At 59.0% G+C, this 18,956-nt stretch carries 21 protein-coding genes and 2 pseudogenes; 18 read left to right on the forward strand and 5 right to left on the reverse strand.

The genetic code is table 11. The features are described from left to right. Positions 1-66 precede the first annotated feature (66 nt). On the reverse strand, positions 67-381 hold the full coding sequence (locus QTA57_RS01870; RefSeq protein ID WP_145212063.1) for a hypothetical protein: 315 nt from the start codon (positions 379-381) through the stop codon (positions 67-69). Positions 382-706: 325 nt separating this feature from the next. Between QTA57_RS01870 and QTA57_RS01875 the strand changes: the two genes are divergently transcribed. From QTA57_RS01875 to QTA57_RS01890, 4 genes are read left to right on the forward strand one after another with little or no spacing between them, the layout of a single operon-like run. Next, complete coding sequence (locus QTA57_RS01875) at positions 707-1,582, forward strand: HpcH/HpaI aldolase/citrate lyase family protein (RefSeq protein WP_290153312.1); 876 nt, start codon at positions 707-709, stop codon at positions 1,580-1,582. Continuing rightward, on the forward strand, positions 1,583-2,137 hold the full coding sequence (locus tag QTA57_RS01880) for an NnrU family protein (protein ID WP_290153313.1): 555 nt from the start codon (positions 1,583-1,585) through the stop codon (positions 2,135-2,137). Further along, the gene (locus QTA57_RS01885) at positions 2,137-2,340 is read left to right on the forward strand and encodes a DUF1737 domain-containing protein (RefSeq protein ID WP_145212072.1); all 204 of its coding nucleotides are present in this window, start codon (positions 2,137-2,139) and stop codon (positions 2,338-2,340) included. Before QTA57_RS01880 ends, QTA57_RS01885 begins: the two co-directional genes overlap by 1 nt. Next, positions 2,341-3,372, forward strand: coding sequence for a MaoC family dehydratase (locus tag QTA57_RS01890; RefSeq protein WP_290153314.1), 1,032 nt, complete (start codon positions 2,341-2,343; stop codon positions 3,370-3,372). Positions 3,373-3,384: 12 nt separating this feature from the next. On the opposite strand, the gene QTA57_RS01895 is transcribed toward QTA57_RS01890, so the two are convergent. Next, complete coding sequence (locus QTA57_RS01895; protein WP_171557484.1) at positions 3,385-3,954, reverse strand: hypothetical protein; 570 nt, start codon at positions 3,952-3,954, stop codon at positions 3,385-3,387. A gap of 278 nt (positions 3,955-4,232) precedes the next feature. On the opposite strand from QTA57_RS01895, the gene sdhC reads away from it, so the two are divergent. The 11 genes and pseudogenes from sdhC to QTA57_RS01950 all read left to right on the forward strand — a co-directional run bounded on the left by sdhC (position 4,233) and on the right by QTA57_RS01950 (position 12,749). Continuing rightward, complete coding sequence (sdhC, locus tag QTA57_RS01900) at positions 4,233-4,616, forward strand: succinate dehydrogenase, cytochrome b556 subunit (RefSeq protein WP_290153315.1); 384 nt, start codon at positions 4,233-4,235, stop codon at positions 4,614-4,616. A gap of 12 nt (positions 4,617-4,628) precedes the next feature. Continuing rightward, on the forward strand, positions 4,629-5,000 hold the full coding sequence (sdhD, locus tag QTA57_RS01905) for a succinate dehydrogenase, hydrophobic membrane anchor protein (RefSeq protein ID WP_290153316.1): 372 nt from the start codon (positions 4,629-4,631) through the stop codon (positions 4,998-5,000). Between the two features lie 22 nt (positions 5,001-5,022). Continuing rightward, positions 5,023-6,832 (forward strand): annotated as a pseudogene (gene sdhA / locus QTA57_RS01910) (succinate dehydrogenase flavoprotein subunit). Continuing rightward, on the forward strand, positions 6,829-7,158 hold the full coding sequence (locus QTA57_RS01915; protein WP_290153317.1) for a succinate dehydrogenase: 330 nt from the start codon (positions 6,829-6,831) through the stop codon (positions 7,156-7,158). Before sdhA ends, QTA57_RS01915 begins: the two are co-directional and overlap by 4 nt. Positions 7,159-7,160: 2 nt before the next feature. Beyond that, positions 7,161-7,427, forward strand: coding sequence for a hypothetical protein (locus QTA57_RS01920; protein WP_330696742.1), 267 nt, complete (start codon positions 7,161-7,163; stop codon positions 7,425-7,427). A 9-nt stretch (positions 7,428-7,436) separates the two neighbouring features. Further along, positions 7,437-8,249, forward strand: a complete 813-nt coding sequence (locus QTA57_RS01925; protein ID WP_290153319.1) for a sulfotransferase domain-containing protein — start codon at positions 7,437-7,439, stop codon at positions 8,247-8,249. 21 nt (positions 8,250-8,270) lie between these two features. Next, positions 8,271-9,050: a succinate dehydrogenase iron-sulfur subunit gene (locus QTA57_RS01930; protein WP_145212104.1), complete on the forward strand. Its 780-nt coding sequence runs from the start codon at positions 8,271-8,273 to the stop codon at positions 9,048-9,050. Between the two features lies 1 nt (position 9,051). Further along, on the forward strand, positions 9,052-9,348 hold the full coding sequence (locus QTA57_RS01935) for a hypothetical protein (RefSeq protein ID WP_290153320.1): 297 nt from the start codon (positions 9,052-9,054) through the stop codon (positions 9,346-9,348). 259 nt (positions 9,349-9,607) lie between these two features. Next, positions 9,608-10,765 carry a WD40/YVTN/BNR-like repeat-containing protein gene (locus tag QTA57_RS01940; protein WP_290153321.1) on the forward strand — a complete coding sequence of 386 codons (1,158 nt, stop codon included), beginning with the start codon at positions 9,608-9,610 and terminating at the stop codon, positions 10,763-10,765. A gap of 131 nt (positions 10,766-10,896) precedes the next feature. Next, complete coding sequence (locus tag QTA57_RS01945; RefSeq protein WP_171557472.1) at positions 10,897-11,049, forward strand: hypothetical protein; 153 nt, start codon at positions 10,897-10,899, stop codon at positions 11,047-11,049. Between the two features lie 67 nt (positions 11,050-11,116). Then, positions 11,117-12,749 (forward strand): annotated as a pseudogene (locus QTA57_RS01950) (FAD-binding dehydrogenase). Positions 12,750-12,765: 16 nt separating this feature from the next. Here QTA57_RS01950 and deoD read toward each other — a convergent pair. From deoD to QTA57_RS01965, 3 genes are all read right to left on the reverse strand, one after another. Next, on the reverse strand, positions 12,766-13,470 hold the full coding sequence (gene deoD / locus QTA57_RS01955; RefSeq protein ID WP_290153322.1) for a purine-nucleoside phosphorylase: 705 nt from the start codon (positions 13,468-13,470) through the stop codon (positions 12,766-12,768). Positions 13,471-13,479: 9 nt separating this feature from the next. Continuing rightward, the gene (locus tag QTA57_RS01960; RefSeq protein ID WP_171557467.1) at positions 13,480-13,791 is read right to left on the reverse strand and encodes an H-NS histone family protein; all 312 of its coding nucleotides are present in this window, start codon (positions 13,789-13,791) and stop codon (positions 13,480-13,482) included. A gap of 124 nt (positions 13,792-13,915) precedes the next feature. Then, positions 13,916-15,880, reverse strand: coding sequence for a protein meaA (locus tag QTA57_RS01965; RefSeq protein ID WP_290153323.1), 1,965 nt, complete (start codon positions 15,878-15,880; stop codon positions 13,916-13,918). A 116-nt stretch (positions 15,881-15,996) separates the two neighbouring features. Between QTA57_RS01965 and QTA57_RS18275 the strand changes: the two genes are divergently transcribed. The 3 genes from QTA57_RS18275 (at position 15,997) to ccrA (ending at position 18,904) form a co-directional block, all read left to right on the forward strand. Then, positions 15,997-16,782 (forward strand): 1-acyl-sn-glycerol-3-phosphate acyltransferase, encoded by a 786-nt coding sequence (locus QTA57_RS18275; protein WP_330696743.1) that lies wholly within the window; start codon positions 15,997-15,999, stop codon positions 16,780-16,782. After that, positions 16,779-17,450, forward strand: a complete 672-nt coding sequence (locus tag QTA57_RS18280; RefSeq protein ID WP_330696744.1) for a hypothetical protein — start codon at positions 16,779-16,781, stop codon at positions 17,448-17,450. Before QTA57_RS18275 ends, QTA57_RS18280 begins: the two co-directional genes overlap by 4 nt. Before the next feature lie 158 nt (positions 17,451-17,608). After that, a complete protein-coding gene (gene ccrA, locus QTA57_RS01975; protein ID WP_290153324.1) occupies positions 17,609-18,904 on the forward strand; it encodes a crotonyl-CoA carboxylase/reductase in 1,296 nt (431 codons plus the stop codon). The last annotated feature ends 52 nt before the right edge of the window (positions 18,905-18,956 follow it).

An 18,956-nucleotide genomic window follows, 5' to 3' on the forward strand; every position in this document is an offset into this window, starting at 1 on the left:
GAAGGAGGCGTACGATTCTTTATCTCTTTGCGATCTTCGAGCGCCGCAAAGCTGCGGCAAAACCAATTAAAGCGGTTCGCCGGGCGCGGGCTGGATCAGCGTCTCATAAGATGCGCCGGAGGCCATCAGACATGTCAGACCATCGGCGCTGGTGACTGTGATCGTCCAGGTGCCGGTCTCATCCGAGGCATAAACCTCGACAATCCGGTTGCCGGGGCCCATTCCGATGGACCGCGCGGTCTCGCCATAGCGGCTGGACAGCGTGTTGATGATAGCATCGCGCTGGCCGCAAATTGCTTGCCCGTTTGATTGCGCGATTGCCGGTGGAGTTAATGGAGCCAGGGCCAGCACAGCCCCGACAAGTGCCAGTTTAGAGGTCATCGTCCTGCCTTTCATCTGTGAGGAGCCAGAATGAAACGGCAGTCCGCAAAAGGTTGAGCGCAAGACCGCCAGGCTCCCCCTCTGCTGTAGGTTCGTATGCCCGGTTTGCCCGGGACGCATGGATGCCTGTATGGCCAAAGATGACAAAAAATTCGTTAATTCTCAAGAAAACTGTCGTGAAACCGTTACAAAAGCGTGGGTGCCGGGCATCGGCGCAACATTTTTGTGCGACATAAAATTTCGCTACGCTGCGGCATATCGGAACTTGCGTTCGCAGCGTGACCGTGGTCCATCGCCGGTATCACGACCTAAAAGGACCTCGCTCATGGATCATCGCGCGCACCCTTACCGTTCGGTTCTCTACATTCCCGGCTCCAAAGATCGGGCGTTGGAGAAGGCCAAGACCTTGCCGGTCGATGCGATCATCTTCGATCTCGAAGATGCCGTGGCGATGGACGAGAAAGCCAGCGCCCGGACGCTCTTGGCGGACACACTAAGCGCGGGTGGCTATGGACCGCGGGCGCAAATCGTGCGGATCAATGGGTTCGATACGGCGTGGGGCGCAGAGGATCTGGATGTCATCGCAGCTGCGAAACCGCAGGCGATCTTGCTGCCCAAAGTGAACAGCGCGGCGGATATTGGCGCGCTGGCCGACAGGCTCGACGCCCGACCGGAGATGGCTGACACAACCATTTGGGCGATGATGGAAACGCCGCTTGGGATTATGAACGCGCTCGAGATCGCCGCCGCGCCGCGGATGGCTGGTTTCGTGATGGGCACCAATGATCTGGCGAAGGATTTGGGGACGCGCAGCCGCGCCGATCGCGAACCGCTTTTGACCTCGCTCCAGCTTTGCCTGCTCGCCGCGCGCGCCCACGGGTTGGTCTGCGTCGATGGCGTTTATAACGCGTTCAAGGATGACGATGGGTTACAGCGCGAATGCGACCAGGGTCGCGATATGGGTTTTGACGGCAAAACGCTGATCCACCCGGCGCAGGTGGCCATCGCAAATGCAGCGTTCGCCCCGTCAGAGGCCGAAATCGATCTAGCGCGTCGACAGATCGCGGCTTTCGATGACGCCACCGCCGCCGGTCAAGGGGTGGCTGTGGTGGACGGTCGCATCGTCGAGAACTTGCATGTGGAAACGGCACGCGCCACCTTGGCCAAGGCGGCCGCCATTTCCAAGCTGGAGTCTCTATAAATGGGTTACCTACTTCTGATCCTCGGCCTAGCGCTTTTCGCCGGGTCACATTGGTTCAAACGCCTCGCACCGGCGCGCCGCGCCGCGATGGGAGACCCCGGCAAGGGCCTTGTCACGCTCGGTATTGTCGCCGGCATTGTCCTGATGGTGATCGGCTATCGCAGTGCGGGCTTCGTGAATGTCTGGTTCCCGCCCGCCTTCTTGATCCATCTCGCAAATCTGCTGATCCTGATCGGTTTCTGGTTCTTCGCCTTGAGCATGATTCAGGGGCGGCTGTCTGCCAGGGTGCGCCATAAGCAACTGACGGCGATGAAGTCCTGGGCCATCGGGCATTTGCTGGTGAATGGCGATCTGGCGTCGATCCTGCTGTTTGGCGGGCTTTTGGGCTGGGCCGTGGGCAGCGTGATTATGATCAACAAAGCTGAGCCGACATGGGAGCGGCCCGCGAATGCGTCGCTTAAGAATGACGGGATCGCATTTGTTGCGGGCTTGGTGGCCTATCTGGTTGTCGCCTTCGTCCACACATGGCTCGGCTATTACCCGTTCCCGACCTGATGCAGATTTACCGGTTCCTCAGCGAAGACGACACCTCGGCCTTCTGCCACAAGGTCAGCGAGGCGCTCAGCAAGGGCTGGGTCCTCTATGGACCACCGACCTATGCGTTTGACAGCGCCCGCGGCGTGATGCGCTGCGGGCAGGCCGTGACCAAAGAGATTGAGGGGCCCTATTCCCCAGAAATGAAGCTTGGAGCGCAATAGATGGCCAAAACCAATGCGGGCAATTTCTTTGAGGATTATACACTTGGCCAAGTGCTCGAGCATGCCACACCGCGCACGGTCTCTGGCGGCGAGCGGGCGCTTTACACAGCGCTCTATCCGGCGCGGCACGCGCTCTATTCCTCAGATAAATTTGCCCAGGCGTCGGGTCTGCATGCCAGCCCGCTGGACGATCTGATTGCATTTCACACAGTCTTTGGCAAAACGGTTCCGGATATCTCGCTCAATGCGGTGGCCAATCTTGGCTATGCGGAGGGGCGGTTTCATGTCCCGGTTTGGCCGGGAGACACACTGCGCAGCCGGTCAGAAGTCATCGGACTAAAACAGAACTCCAATGGCAAATCTGGCGTGGTCTATGTCCGCACCGAGGGGCTGAACCAGCATGGAACGGTGGTACTGGATTACGTCCGTTGGGTGATGGTGCGCAAAGGGAACCTGGATGCGCCTGCGCCAGAAACGACGATCCCGGAGCTGGCGACGGTCGTCGACTCCGAAGCGCTTTTTGTGCCTGAAGGGCTGGATTTCTCGCATTACGATTTCGGCCTGGCCGGGGAACCGCATCGGTGGGGAGATTATGAGGTCGGCGAGGTGATTGACCATGTGGATGGTGTGACCCTCGAGGAGGCGGAACACATGATGGCGACCCGTCTCTGGCAGAACACTGCCAAGGTGCATTTCGATGCCACCTTCCGCCCTGATGGCCAACGCCTGATCTATGGCGGCCATATCATCAGCCTTGCCCGCGCGCTCAGCTTCAATGGGCTGGCCAACGCACAGATGATTGCCGGGATCAATGCGGGCGCCCATGCCAATCCGGCCTTTGCGGGCGATACGGTAAAGGCTTGGAGCGAAGTGCTGGGGAAAGCGGAAACGGGCGCGCCGGGCGTCGGCGCCCTTCGTCTACGCTTGGTCGCGACCAAAGGCAGCCCTGCCGGCGCTCTGTGCGGAGACGATGGCCGATATCTACCGGAGGTTCTGTTGGATCTCGACTATTGGGCGTTGATGCCGCTGTGACACGCGGCCTCCTTAATGGAGCACGTAGCCGCTCGCCTGTTGCCGTGCGGAATCGAGCGCCGAGATATGCGTCACGCTGCTTTCATCGACAATGTACTCCCTCATCGGAAGCGCCTTGTCGAAATCACCTGAAAGCAGGTTGATCGGGATTGGCAGATAGGTCTGCTCCCGCGCCAAGCCCTTGAGTTCACAGAACGCATAGATGTGCTGCAACATCACTTTCGGGGTGAACCGCAACCGGCTCCGATCCCATCCGATCAGGTTACGGTGATAGCCCTCCGCTTCGGACCGGTTGCAAATCACCTTGGCGATTTCGAAAATGCGGGGGTCGGCATAGGTTTTGTTTTCGAGCGGCACGATCACATATTCCCATGCTTCCAGTCGGATCAAGGCGGCGGCGGCCGTTGCCATGTCGCAGTCCGGCTGCTGCACGATCCAAAGTGCGGAGTCGAGCCCCAGGCCGGTTGTCAGGTCCAATCCGACAACCAACTCGTGCCAAAGATTGGGATCGGGGCACTCCACCATCCATGCCATCAATTGCACATGGTCATGATCCAGTGCGAAGGTCAGTTTCTCGCCCATCATGTCGTCCTTACAAATCTCACAATACGATCCACCGATGGCGGGTACGCAGGCAATGAGGCCGTTCTGTGGCAAACCCATGGTAATAACGCTTCATTCACCTTTTGAAATTTGTGATCACACTTTACAATTCAGTGATCACAATTGGCTTCTCTGCGGCGTTAGGACCCAGAATTCGGCGTTTTTTCAACGTGGCAGGACGTGACAGTCCGCAAAAACTCGCTATTCATAGTCACCAGGACTAAAGAGACCAAGCTCAACCTGAAAGGGTGACCGCCATGGCAGATGTGAACCGGGGCAATCGGCCCCTGTCCCCTCACCTGACGATTTACAGGCCACAATTGAACTCCATGACGTCGATCATGGTGCGGATCAGCGGCAACGCCTTGTTGTTGGGCGCCATTCTGATCGTCTGGTGGCTTTTAGCAGCCGCAACCGGCCCGGCATATTTCGCGACGGTCGATGGGCTTATCACGTCGCTTCTGGGCGATCTGGTGATGGCCGCGTCTGTCCTCGCACTTTGGTATCACGCGCTTGGCGGTCTGCGCCATCTGATCTGGGATGCGGGCTATGGGCTTGAGGTCGAGGCCGCCGATCGAATGGGTTGGGGTATGATCATCGGCTCGGTGGCGCTCACCTTCCTCACCATAATTGCGATCTAAGGGGCGAGAAACATGGCATTTCTAACCGACCGCAAACGCGTGGAGGGGCTCGGATCGGCGAAAACCGGCACCGAACATCATTGGTCGATGACCATCAGCTCGGTCGCGCTGTTGATCCTGACGCCGATGTTCCTTTTCGCCGTTGGCCCGCTTCTGGGCGAACCTCATGCCGACGTTGTCGCGGGTCTCTCACGCCCCTACCCGGCGCTGGTGACAGCACTCATGCTGATCGTGGGCTTCCATCATTTCCGCATGGGCGTACAGACGCTGATTGAAGATTACGTTCGCGGCATGACCCGCAAAATCGCGATCATCGCGATGACCATCATCAGCTATGGCCTGGCCGCAACCGGGCTTGTCGCGCTTGCACAAATCGCGCTCTGAGCAGATAGGAGCATTTTCCAACATGACGGCTTCGTACGACATCACTCACCATACCTATGACGTTGTTGTTATCGGCGCGGGCGGCGCGGGCCTGCGCGCAACACTCGGGATGGCTGAACAGGGGCTGAAAACGGCCTGTATCTCCAAAGTGTTCCCGACCCGCTCGCACACGGTCGCCGCCCAAGGTGGCATCGCGGCCAGTTTGAGCAATATGGGCCCCGACCATTGGCAGTGGCATATGTATGACACGGTCAAAGGCTCCGATTGGCTGGGTGACACCGACGCGATGGAGTACCTGGCCCGTGAGGCCCCGAAAGCGGTTTATGAACTCGAACATTATGGCGTGCCGTTTTCCCGCACCGAAGAAGGCAAGATCTATCAGCGTCCCTTCGGCGGCCACACCACCGAATTTGGCGAAGGCCCGCCCGTGCAGCGCACCTGCGCCGCGGCGGACCGAACCGGTCACGCCATTCTGCACACGCTTTATGGCCAGTCGCTGAAGCATAACGCGGAATTCTATATCGAGTATTTCGCCACCGACCTTCTGATGTCGGAGGATGGTTCCTGCCAAGGCGTCGTGGCCTGGAAACTCGACGATGGCACGATGCATGTGTTCAACGCCAAGACCACCGTTTTGGCGACCGGCGGTTATGGCCGCGCCTATTTCTCGGCGACCTCGGCCCATACCTGCACCGGCGATGGCGGCGGGATGGTCGCACGCCAAGGGCTCCCGCTGCAGGATATGGAATTCGTGCAGTTCCACCCCACCGGCATCTATGGCTCGGGCTGTCTGATCACCGAAGGGGCGCGCGGCGAAGGTGGTTATCTGACCAATTCCGAAGGCGAGCGGTTCATGGGAACGCTATGCGCCGACCTATAAGGACCTCGCTTCCCGCGATGTGGTCTCGCGCTGCATGACGATGGAAATCCGTGAAGGTCGCGGCGTCGGGGCGGATGGGGATCACATTCACCTGCACCTGAACCACCTGCCACCGGAAACCCTGGCCGAACGCCTGCCAGGCATCTCCGAATCCGCCCGCATCTTTGCAGGCGTCGATCTGACCAAGGAGCCGATCCCGGTTCTGCCCACCGTGCATTACAATATGGGCGGGATCCCGACGAATTATTGGGGCGAAGTGTTGAACCCAACCGCGAAGGATCCCGATGCGATTGTGCCGGGCTTGATGGCTGTCGGCGAAGCGGGGTGCGCCTCAGTTCATGGGGCAAACCGTTTGGGCTCGAACAGCCTGATCGACCTGGTGGTCTTTGGCCGGGCGGCGGCGATTAAGGCGGGCGAAGTAGTGGACGCGAACGCGCCAAACCCGACACTGAACCAAACCTCGCTCGATCAGGCCTTGGCCCGGTTCGACGGTATCCGCCACGCCGATGGCGACACCTCGACCGCTGAGCTCCGTCTGGAGATGCAGAAGAACATGCAGGCCGATGCCGCCGTCTTCCGCACTGACAAGACGCTGGCCGAAGGCGTGAAGAAGATGGAAGGCGTTGCCTCGAAAATGGATGATCTCAAGGTCACCGATCGCAGCTTGATCTGGAACTCCGATCTGATGGAAACGCTAGAGCTGACCAACCTGATGCCGAATGCGCTTGCCACGATTGTGGGCGCGGAGGCGCGGAAAGAAAGTCGCGGGGCCCATGCCCATGAGGATTACCCGGATCGCGATGACAAAGAGTGGCGCAAGCATAGCCTCGCAGTGGTCGATGGCACCAAAACCACGCTCAGCTATCGCCCGGTGCATTTGGACCCGCTGACGGAGTCCAAAGATGGTGGGATCGACCTGAAGAAAATCGCCCCCAAGGCGCGGGTGTATTGATCCGCGCGACCCTCATATCTTTGAGCCTCGTGGCGCTCGCCTCTTGCAATGTGGCGCAAGAGGCGGCGGATGTGATTGCGCGTGATCAGGCCCGCGGCGTGGTCAACGGCATCGTGGCGGAGCGGTTCCCGGGCATCAATGCAGCGCCCGTCACCGATTGCGTGATCGACAATGCCAGCGCGCAGGAGATTTTGAGCGTTGCACAAGCCGCGGTGCTGGGCGTCAACGACCAGACCGTCAATACGGTCACATCCATCCTACAGCGCCCCGATACGATCCGTTGCATCGCGCAGAACGCACTGATCTCGCTCGAGGATTTCGCATGAGAATGCTTGCGCTTTCCCTCCTGGCAAGCCTTGCGGCGTGCGGCCCGACCTCGCCAGAGCGCGCCTATGAGATTTGCGCCGACCGGGCGCGGGCCGCCGCCGGACCAACGGGGAGCATTGGAATTGGCGTCGGCAGCGATGGGCCAAGCACGAGCCTCGAGATCGGGATCAGCACCGATTATCTCAGAGGCCGCGACCCGGCCGATGTGTATGACAACTGCTTTCGTCAACTGACCGGCGCGGGGCCAACCCGCCCGTTGCTCTTGTGAGACGACATGATGACTGAGACACTACGCCTGATCGCCGTTGGAACGCATCACAAAACCGGGACGGTTTGGATGCGACGCGTGTTCAACATCGGCTCCGACACGTTGGAGATTCCGCGCATCCGGGTTCAAGGCACGCGGAACGAAGACCAGATACCGGACAAAGGGCGCGCGGTGATCGTGAACTGGGACTCCGCCTTTTCAGATGGGCTGCTGGACCGGCCCGATCTGCGGGGGTTGCATATGATCCGCGACCCGCGCGACGTCTTGATCTCGGGGATGCGTTATCACCAGATCGCGCCGGAAGCTGGCGAAAAGGCGCTGCATATACCGCGCAAAGAGTTTGGCGGCGACACCTATCAGCAGCATCTGAATGGCCTGCCAACCCTGCATGATAAGATGCTGTTCGAGATGGAGAACATGCATCTCAGGACACTTAATCAGATGACGGCTTGGCGCTATGACCGGCCAAATATCCGGGAGGTGCGCTACGAGACCCTGATGCAGGATCACGATATGGCGATGTTTGCTGAAATCCTGGATTTCCTGGGCTTCGAGGGTCGCGACAAGGACACGATCCTTGAAATCTATTGGGCCAACAGCCTGTTTGGCGGGATGAAAGAAAAATCCGACCGACCACGCCGAGTCGCGCTGCACATCCAGTCGGGCGAAGCCGCACAGTGGGTCACCAAACTGCCGCGTTCGGTCGCTGAGATTTATGCCGACCGCCACGGCCAGGCCTTGATTGATCTTGGCTATGAAACCGACACATCTTGGGTCAACCGCTGCCCTGACAGCGTCGAGCTGACCCCAACGACATCTTAAGATCGAGGACCGGAGACAGACATGGTTGAACTGACGCTTCCCAAAAACTCCCGCATCCGCACCGGCAAGACCTGGCCGAAACCCGAAGGCGCCACGAATGTCCGCAAGTTCAGCATCTATCGCTGGAACCCTGATGACGGCAAAAACCCCCAGGTCGATACCTATTTCGTCGATATGGATACCTGCGGGCCGATGGTTCTGGACGCGCTGATCAAGATCAAGAACGAGATCGACCCGACGTTGACCTTCCGTCGCTCCTGCCGCGAGGGGATTTGCGGCTCCTGCGCGATGAATATCGACGGGATCAACACGCTGGCCTGTATCTACGGCATGGATGAGATCAAGGGTGATGTGAAAATTTATCCCCTCCCCCACATGCCGGTGGTGAAGGATTTGATTCCCGATCTGACGCATTTCTACGCGCAACATGCGGCCGTCATGCCCTGGTTGGAAACCAAGACCCAAAACCCGGAACATGAGTGGCGCCAATCCATCGACGACCGAAAAAAGCTCGATGGGTTGTATGAATGTGTGATGTGCGCCTGCTGTTCGACGTCTTGCCCGTCTTATTGGTGGAATGGTGACCGCTATCTCGGCCCTGCCGCACTACTCCACGCCTATCGCTGGATCATCGACAGCCGCGATGAGGCGACGGGTGAGCGTTTGGACGATCTCGAAGACCCGTTCAAACTCTATCGCTGCCACACCATCATGAACTGCACCAAGACCTGCCCCAAAGGCCTGAACCCCGCCAAGGCCATCGCATCGATCAAGAAGATGATGGTCGAGCGGCAACTCTGACATGCCGGACAAAGAGCTTCCGGTCGCCTTCACGTCACCCGAGGAGTTCCACGAGGTGATGCGCTATCTCTCTGCGCGGATGGGGTACATCAACCGCGTGGCGGGTGATGAGAAGGTGTTTCTGGTTGAGATCAGCCGGATCCTGACCGGACTTGGCCGCCTTTTCGAAGACGGCTGTAAGGACCAAGAACTGCTTGTGCAATTCGGGAGCGGGTGGGCCAAGGGCACAGCGACCGAGGAAGAGCGGCGCATGATCTTGGCGGACGCTTTGCTGCCGAAGGGCCCTTCCAAGGATTGACGGTTCCGCATTGCGCGATGCGCAAGCTGGCCATTGGGCGCGGCGGCGCCCCTTTGTTGTGAAGACGTTTGGTCAGCGTAGCAGCAGACTCACGGCGGCTCTGTCGATGAAGCGGGATGTGAGCCGGGAGCCGATGGCGTGGTCTGTACGCAAAGGAGGGCGGCCCGGCGTGGATGAGGAGCGGTTCCGCTCCGCCTCCGGTCGATAGAGAAAATCGGCCACGCATGCTATCCTCTCCGTCGGGAACGGAGGGGACATGATGGCATCTGATCTCAATCTTCTTGTTGGAACGACCAAAGGCGCCTTCATCCTTACGGGGGATACGGCGCGACAGGTCTGGTATGTCTCCGGCCCGCATTGTGACGGTTGGCCGATCAATCATGTGAATGGCGATCCCGCGAACGGTCTGATCTGGGCCGGAGGCGGCAATGACTTCCTTGGCGCGGGCATCTGGCGCTCCGGCGATGGCGGGGGCACTTGGACGCTCTCCAAACTCTCCAAAGGTGAAATCGATGATTGGGCTGCGAATGACCCGGAAACCGCGCGGTTCTTGAATTGGGAACCCATCGAGACCGCGTTCGATGGCGAGGTTTCGGCAATCTGGTCGGTCGCAAAGGTCCATGACACGCTCTATGCGGGCGGTAAGCCCGGCATGCTGCTTTCGAGCACTGATGATGGCTCAACGTGGGAGAAGGTGAGCACCCTGTCGGACCACCCAGATAAGGATCAGTGGAACCCCGGCGCAGCCGGGCTTGTGCTTCACACCATCGTCTCGGACCCTGATCAGCCGGGCAAACTCTGGGCCGGCATCTCGGCCGCGGGCGTTTTCGCCACCGAAGATGGTGGACAGAGTTGGGAGCGGCGCAACCGCCTATCAAATGCCGAGGCCTGTTCCGGGCACGATCATCCCGCCGCGCCCCATGATGGGCAGACGGGACTTTGCGTGCATAACATCGTGCGCGCGCCGGGCGACCTGCTCTACCAACAAAACCACCATGGCGTCTTCCGCAGCCCCGATGGCGGGCGGAATTGGCACGACATCACCACAGGCCTGCCCTCGACCTTCGGCTTCCCCATCGCCCTGCATCCGACGGATCCGTACACGATCTGGGTCCTACCTCTGAACGGCGATAACGAAGGGCGCTACCCGCCCGAGGCGCGCGCAGCCGTTTGGAAATCCAGCGATGGCGGCGAGAGTTGGCAGGCCAAGCGCCACGGCCTCCCGGGCGAAAACTGCTTCTTCACCGTGCTGCGCCAAGCCATGGCCACCGACCGCCAAAGCCCCGCAGGCGTGTATTTCGGCACAAATACCGGCTCGATCTTTGCCAGCCGCGATGAAGGCGAAACTTGGGACGAGATCGCCAGCCATCTGCCGACCATCCTGTCCGTCGAGGTTTTGGAGCGTGCCGCGGAGTGACCCGCCGATGTCGCGCCGGTGAGCCTTGCACCACACACATAACGCGCCTGCGGAAAGATGAGATGTGCCCTGCCCGGCCAGCGCATAGTCTTTGGGCCAAAGGGAGGCCGTTTGACTGCAAAGAGGCCAAGATGCCAAACACCGTGACATTTCGCAAACCGACGCCCGCCATTGACCCAGACGTCGCCTTGCAGATTTTGGAAGAGGCTTGGGCCTATTACACGCCCAATCCGACAGAGGTCGACGAGACCCCGGAATACCCGGAGCTGACCGAGGCGGCCTAACGTTAGGTCCGGTTCGACAAGAACCAAATCTCAATGCTAGCCTCCTCTGCTCAAGGAGGGAGCTGGCATGGGACAGGCAGACATCATCGTCATCGGCGGAGGGCTGTCCGGCCTTGTTGCCGCGTTTCATGCCGCCGAACGCGGGCGCAAGGTACTGCTCTTAGATCAAGAAGGTCCACAATCGCTTGGTGGGCAAGCTTGGTGGTCGCTTGGCGGCTTGTTCATGATCGACACGCCGGAACAGCGACGCTTGGGTTTGAAAGACAGCCGAGACCTCGCCGCGACAGATTGGTTCGGTGCGGCTCAGTTTGACCGACCGGAAGATGCGAACCCACGGAAATGGGCCGACGCCTATCTAGATTTTGCCGCAGGCCCGATGCGCGGCTATCTCCACGGGCTCGGCATGCGGTGGTTTCCCGTGGTGGGGTGGGCCGAACGCGGCGGTGCATTGGCCGACGGTCACGGCAATGCAATCCCCCGGTTTCATGTGACATGGGGCACCGGCACCGGGGTTGTGAAACCTTATGCCGACCGAGTCACCCAACATCCCAATATCACGTTGAGATATCGGCACCGCGTCCGGGGGCTAACCGTCGACGGCGGCGTATTGACCGGCGTGCATGGTGATATCTTGGCCGATGACGGCGTAGGGCGAGGCGGCGCGACCAATCGAGAGGTCACCGGCGATTTCACCTATGACGCCGAGGCAGTGATTGTCACCACTGGCGGGATTGGTGGCAACCACGACCTGGTGCGAGAATACTGGCCGCGCGATCGGTTGGGCAGCCCGCCGATCAAGATGGTGGCGGGCGTGCCGGACTATGTCGACGGTCAGATGCAGTTGGCAACCGTGGCCGCCGGTGCGGCGGTGATCAACAAAGACCGCATGTGGCATTACTGCGAAGGGCTAACCAATTGGGATCCCATCTGGCCCAATCACGGTATCCGCATTCTGCCTGGCCCCTCGTCGATGTGGTTCGATGCTCTTGGTGACCGGATGGAGGCGCCCTGTTTCCCCGGCTTCGATACGCTCTCAACACTCAAACGCATCCTGGCCACGGGGCACGAGCATTCTTGGTTCATCCTCACCCAGAAAATCATCGAAAAGGAATTCGCCCTTTCAGGTTCCGAACAAAACCCCGATCTCACCTCCGGCAAGTGGCGTTCGGTGATCAAGGAACGGTTGGGCAAAGGCGCGACGCGGGCGGTCGAGGCGTTCAAGACACATGGCGAAGACTTCGTGGTGGCGGATGATCTGCCGACGCTTGTTGAGGGGATGAATAAGATCACCCCGCAAATGCCCGTCGATCGCCCATATTCGGACTCAGATTGAGGCGCGAGACGCCCAACTCACGAACAAAGTCTCCAAAGATGCGCAGATCACCGCGATCCGAGGCGCGCGGGCGTATCTGGGGGATAAACTGATCCGCACCGCAAAACCCCATGCGATCTTGGACCCGGCAAATGGACCCTTGATCGCCGTCCGGCTGAATATCCTAACCCGGAAATCCCTTGGCGGGCTTCACACCAATCTCAACGGACAGGTGCTTCGCCCCGATGGGAGTGTTTTCGACGGTCTCTTCGCGGCTGGCGAAGTCGCGGGTTTCGGTGGTGGTGGCTTTCACGGCTACAATGCCCTGGAAGGGACATTCCTGGGCGGCTGTATTTTCTCAGGTATGATCGCGGGTGAAGCTGTTTAGCTTCACCGCTGGTCTTTTATGAAAACGCGGCTTCCAACGCGATTTCGACCATATCCGAGAAGCTCGACTGCCGATCTTCCGACGGCAACGCTTCACCCGTCACCAGATGATCCGAAATCGTCAGAACCGCCAATGCCCGCCGCCCATATCGCGCAGCAAGAGTATAAAGCTCCGCCGCTTCCATTTCGACGGCAAGGATACCGTGACGGGTCATTTGCTCGTTGAGGTCAGGGCGCTCGTCATAAAACACATCGGACGAATAAATTCCGCCGACATGGGTGTCACATCCCTTGGACGCTGCCGCCGCGTGAGCCGCCTGCAGCAAACTCCAATCGGCGCAAGGCGCATAATTGAGTTCTTTGAAAAACCCCCGCGATGGGGTTGAGAGCGTTGACGATGTCATCGCCAGAACCACATCGCGGAGCTTAATCTGTGGCTGCATCGCGCCAGCAGAGCCAATCCGAATGAGCGTTTGCGCACCATAGTCCCGGATTAGCTCATTGGCATAAATCGAAAGGCTGGGCATGCCCATGCCCGAGCCATGAATTGTGACAGGATGACCACGCCAAGTGCCGGTAAAACCCAACATGCCCCGGACTTCATTGACACACACAAGATCGTCCAGAAACCGCTCAGCAGCCCATTTCGCGCGCAACGGGTCTCCAGGCATAAGAACAGTTTCGGCAATATCGCCGGGCTTCGCACCAATATGCACAGTCATCGCTTTGCCTCAGATCGCCATATCGTCAAGCGACTTGCCAGCGGCAAGCGCGTCTTTGATCCATCCAGGTTGCCGGCCACGACCCGTCCAAGTCTGACTTGCATCTGCCGGGTTGGCGTATTTCGGCAAAGATTTGGGCCCTGATCCACTTTTTCCGCCAAGAACTTCCTCTAAAGAAAACCCGTGCTCAAGTGCTGCCTTTTGGGCTGCGGCGAGAGCCTCTTTTTTCTTCCTCTTATCCACGTCTTTAAGAGCAGCGTCCACATCCCGCCGCAACTCCAAAAGCTCATCACGCGACATTTCGTTTAAGTTTTTTGCCATTTTAATGGTCCCTATTGTTGACTCGGGTTTGCTATGCCGCCTTTTGACGCCATGCAATAGGACCTATTTATGGACATGTCTTTTTAGGCAGGTTTACACTTATGAAGTTTTGGGCATTGGCGCGTCATTCTGCGGCGATAGGCTGCGCGTCGACAAGGTGAACAATGTCCATCATGATGCGATTTAGCTCGAAATCCTTGGGTGTATAGACTTTCGCAACCCCATAGCTCAGCAGAATCTCCACATCTTCATCGGGGATGATTCCCCCAACCATCACGGGAACGTGAGACATGCCTTCTGCATGCAGTCTTTCCATAACTTCTTTTATTAGCGGCACATGGCTGCCCGAAAGAATCGATAATCCAATAACATGGGCATCCTCTATTTTTGCGGCTGCAACGATTTCTTCGGGTGTTAGCCGTATGCCCTCATAGGAGATATCCATTCCGCAATCCCGCGCGCGGAACGCGATTTGTTCAGCGCCATTGGAATGGCCATCGAGCCCCGGCTTGCCAACCAAGAATTTCAGACGCCGCCCAAGTCTGTCGCTGACCATATCTACGGCATCGCGAATATCGTCCAGCCCTTCGGTTTTATTCGATGGGCTCTGGGCAACGCCGGTCGGACCCCGGTATTCGCCAAACACGGCCCGCATTACGCCGGCCCATTCCCCTGTGGTCACGCCCGCTTTGGCGGCAGCAATTGAGGGCGGCATGACATTTGCACCGCTCTTGGCAGCATCGCGAAGCGCTGCGAGCGCTTCGGCGACGGAATTGGCGTCCCGTTCCGCCCGCCAGGCCTCCAATCTCGAAATCTGTTCGGCCTCTACTGCGGGATCGACGACCATGATACCTCCATCGGCCTCGGTCAAAGGCGATGGCTCGGTGGCGGTGTATTTGTTCACACCGACAACCACAGTTTCGCCTTGCTCAATGCCGTGAACACGGTCGGCATTTGACTCAACCAGGCGGCCCTTCATGTAGTCGATCGCGGCAATTGCACCGCCCATCGACTCCAGATTGGCCAATTCCGCCCGCGCGCCATCTTTCAGCGTCTCCACTTTGGCGGCGACAACGGGGTTACCGTCAAAAAGATCACCATATTCCAGAAGATCGGTCTCAAACGCCATGATCTGCTGCATCCGCATCGACCATTGCTGATCCCACGGCCGCGGCAAACCAAGCGCCTCGTTCCAAGCCGGCAATTGCACCGCACGCGCGCGGGCGTTTTTGCTGAGCGTCACGGCCAGCATTTCGATCAGAATGCGATAGACGTTGTTTTCCGGCTGCTGCTCGGTCAGCCCGAGGGAATTGACCTGCACGCCATAGCGGAAGCGGCGGTATTTCGGGTCTTCAACGCCATAGCGATCCTTACAGATCTCATCCCACAGCTCCACAAAGGCCCGCATTTTGCACATCTCGGTGACAAACCGGATACCCGCATTCACAAAAAACGAAATCCGCCCGACCAGAGCGGGAAAGTCCGCCGGATCGACTCGGGGCCGCAGCGCGTCCAGAACCGCCGTCGCGGTTGCCAACGCAAAGGCCAATTCCTGCTCTGGCGTCGCGCCGGCCTCTTGCAGATGGTAGGAACACACATTCATTGGGTTCCATTTCGGCACATTGGAATAACAATACTCCGCGACATCCGCGATCATATTCAGCGACGGTTTCGGCGGGCAGATATAGGTGCCGCGCGACAGGTACTCTTTGATCAGATCATTCTGCACAGTGCCCTGAAGCTTCGAGACATCTGCCCCCTGCTCTTCGGCCACGGCGATATAAAGCGCCAGAAGCCACGGCGCGGTCGCGTTGATCGTCATCGAGGTGTTCATCTGCTCTAACGGGATCTGATCAAACAGTGCCCGCATATCGCCCAGATGAGACACCGGAACACCGACCTTGCCGACCTCGCCGCGCGCCAATTCATGATCGCTGTCATACCCGGTCTGCGTCGGCAGATCGAAAGCAACGGACAGGCCGGTCTGCCCCTTTGCGAGGTTCCCGCGATAGAGTGCATTGGAGGCTTTGGCCGTCGAATGACCAGCATAGGTGCGGATGAGCCAAGGGCGGTCTTTGTCTGCGGTCACGGGCGGCGCTCCTCAAATCAGGTTTCGGCAACTTTATTCCACTCGGAGGGGTATATTGGGAATAATATGTCTATGTCAATTCGCTGCGTCGCGGCATTTCGATCCTTCTGACCTGGATGCGGCTCTCCTTTGTCTCCGACCGCGCCATCGCAAACGATTGTGCGCGCCTCGGTTTCCTGCCAGGGTCGCCTGCGATGACGACCACGGTGGAACTGCCGCTTTGGGCTTTGCTCTTGATCCTCGCTTTTGCGGCGGTCGCGGCGTTGAATAATGTGCTGGTGCCCTCGGTGCGCTGGTATTTGCGGCGACGGCTCGAACGCGCCGTTGGCCGCTTGAACGAGCGGCTCGCCCGGCCGATTCAACCGTTCAAACTTGCGCGCCGGAACGATACCGTCCTGCGCCTTGTGTATGATCCCGAGGTGGCGCAGGCGATCGTCGATCATGCGCGCAGCACCGGCATTCGCGAAGACGTCGCCGCGCAAACCGCCGAACGCTATGCCCGAGAGATCGTGCCGGGGTTCTCGGCACTGACCTATTTCGGCTTCGCGATCCGGGCGGCCAAGTTTCTCAGCAAATCGCTCTACCGCGTGCGCCTCGCACAAGCCAATGACGCCGCGCTTGAGGCGATCGACCCGGACGCCACGGTGATCTTCGTGATGAATCACCGATCAAATATGGACTATGTCTTGGTCACCTGGCTCGCCGCCGAACGCTCGGCCTTGGCCTATGCGGTTGGTGAATGGGCGCGTGTCTGGCCACTCCGCCAACTGGTGCGGGCTATGGGTGGATACTTCATCCGGCGGCGGCACAACAACCCGCTCTATCGCAAGGTCCTGGCGCGCTATGTTCAGATGGCGACAGAGGCTGGCGTGACACAAGCTGTGTTTCCCGAAGGGGGTTGAGCCAGACCGGCGCGCTTGGCACCCCGAAGCTCGGTTTGATCTCCTACATTCTCGATGGGTTTCGGCCCGGCAAATCCCGCGATGTCGTCTTTGTGCCCGTTGCATTGAACTACGACCGGGTCATGGAAGATCGCAACCTGATCGAGGCGCATGAGAAGGGCACAAGGCGGTTCCGCTTCAGCCTTTGGCCGATCTATCGCTATCTGCGGCGACAAATCTGGCTGAGGCTAACGCGGCGCTTCCATCGTTATGGATATGCCGCCGTCAGCTTTGGGACCCCTTTGAGCCTGACTGAGTTTTTGAAAGAGCCTGCCGACGACGTCCCAGAACTCCTCGGTGCCGAGTTGATGCAACGGATTGGGTCGGTCATGCCGGTCGTGCCCGTGCCTCTGGTGTCCTATGCTCTGCGCGCCGGTGTGCGGGATCGCGCGGAACTGCGTGCCAGAGTTGGCGACCTGGTTGAGGGCGCACGCCGCCGAGGTGCCGAAGTCCACATTCCGCGTGATGATCTCGATTACACAACCGAAGCTGGCCTGCGGGCATTGATCGAGCGGCGGATGCTCTCTGAAACACCGGACGGGTTTGTTCTGAGTGAAGACGGGGAGGCCATTGTTGCCTTCTATGCGCGCTCCGTGGAACATCTTTTGGGCGATCAGACTAACCCCTAAAGCAACCTCAGGTTGATAATCTCGGCCTTTGCGACATATTATTTCTCAAAACATCGATTTCATGTTTGCATTGTTGCGTGACCATCTTTATGTCTCGCTGCACCAGCACGGAATCGTTCCGCGCCGCAGCAATTCTAGATGAGGCAGTAGGAGGCCCAATGGCTTTGGATATCAGTCCCGCACCCGCCGTTTACGACGCGCCGAAAAAGGACCTCTATGAGATGGGCGAAATGCCCCCTATGGGCCATGTCCCGGCGCAGATGTATGCCTGGGCGATCCGTCGTGAGCGCCACGGCGACCCTAACACTGCGATGCAGGTCGAAGTGGTGGACACGCCCGCCCTCGACAGCCATGAAGTGCTGGTTCTCGTGATGGCCGCCGGTGTGAATTATAACGGCGTTTGGGCCGCGCTTGGCCAACCGATCAGCCCGTTTGACGGCCATGGGCAGCCCTATCACATTGCCGGTTCCGATGCGGCAGGCATCGTTTGGGCCGTAGGCGACAAAGTCAAACGTTGGAAAGTCGGCGACGAGGTTGTGGTTCATTGCAACCAAGACGATGGCGATGACGAGGAATGCAACGGTGGCGATCCGATGTATTCGCCAAGCCAGCGGATCTGGGGTTATGAGACGCCGGATGGGTCGTTCAGCCAGTTCACTCGGGTGCAAGCGCAGCAATTGATGCCGCGCCCCAAGCATCTGACTTGGGAAGAATCCGCCTGCTACACCCTGACGCTGGCCACTGCTTACCGGATGCTGTTTGGTCATGAACCGCATGACCTGAAGCCAGGTCAAAACGTGTTGGTCTGGGGCGCATCAGGTGGTTTGGGCTCTTATGCGATCCAGTTGATCAATACGGCGGGCGCCAATGCGATTGCAGTGATCTCCGATGAAGATAAGCGCGATTTTGTGCTGGGCCTGGGCGCAAAGGGTGTCATCAACCGCAAGGATTTCAAATGCTGGGGTCAACTCCCAACGGTGAATACGCCGGAGTATAAGGAATGGTTCGCGGAGGCGCGGAAGTTCGGCAAGGCGATCTGGGACATCACCGGCAAGGGTGTGAATGTCGATATGGTCTTCGAGCATCCGGGCGAGGCGACCTTCCCGGTCTCTACACTGGTCTGCAAAAAGGGCGGTATGGTCGTGATCTGCGCCGGGACCACCGGGTTCAACTGCACCTTTGACGTGCGTTATATGTGGATGCATCAGAAGCGCCTTCAGGGCTCGCATTTCGCGCATTTGAAACAGGCCTCTGCCGCAAATAACTTGATGCTGGAGCGGCGGCTCGACCCCTGCATGTCTGAGGTCTTCCCTTGGGCGGAACTGCCCGAGGCGCATATGAAAATGCTGCGCAACGAACACAAGCCCGGGAACATGTCGGTTTTGGTTCAGGCACCGCGTACGGGCCTAAGAACCTTGGAAGATGTGCTTGAGGCCGGGCCCTCCGCCATCTGACAAACGAGAAACGTACACTCTATCAACGCGCGGTCGGATCCCCGACCGCGCG

The organism is Fontisubflavum oceani (assembly GCF_030407165.1).
GTDB classification, from domain to species: domain Bacteria; phylum Pseudomonadota; class Alphaproteobacteria; order Rhodobacterales; family Rhodobacteraceae; genus Rhodophyticola; species Rhodophyticola oceani.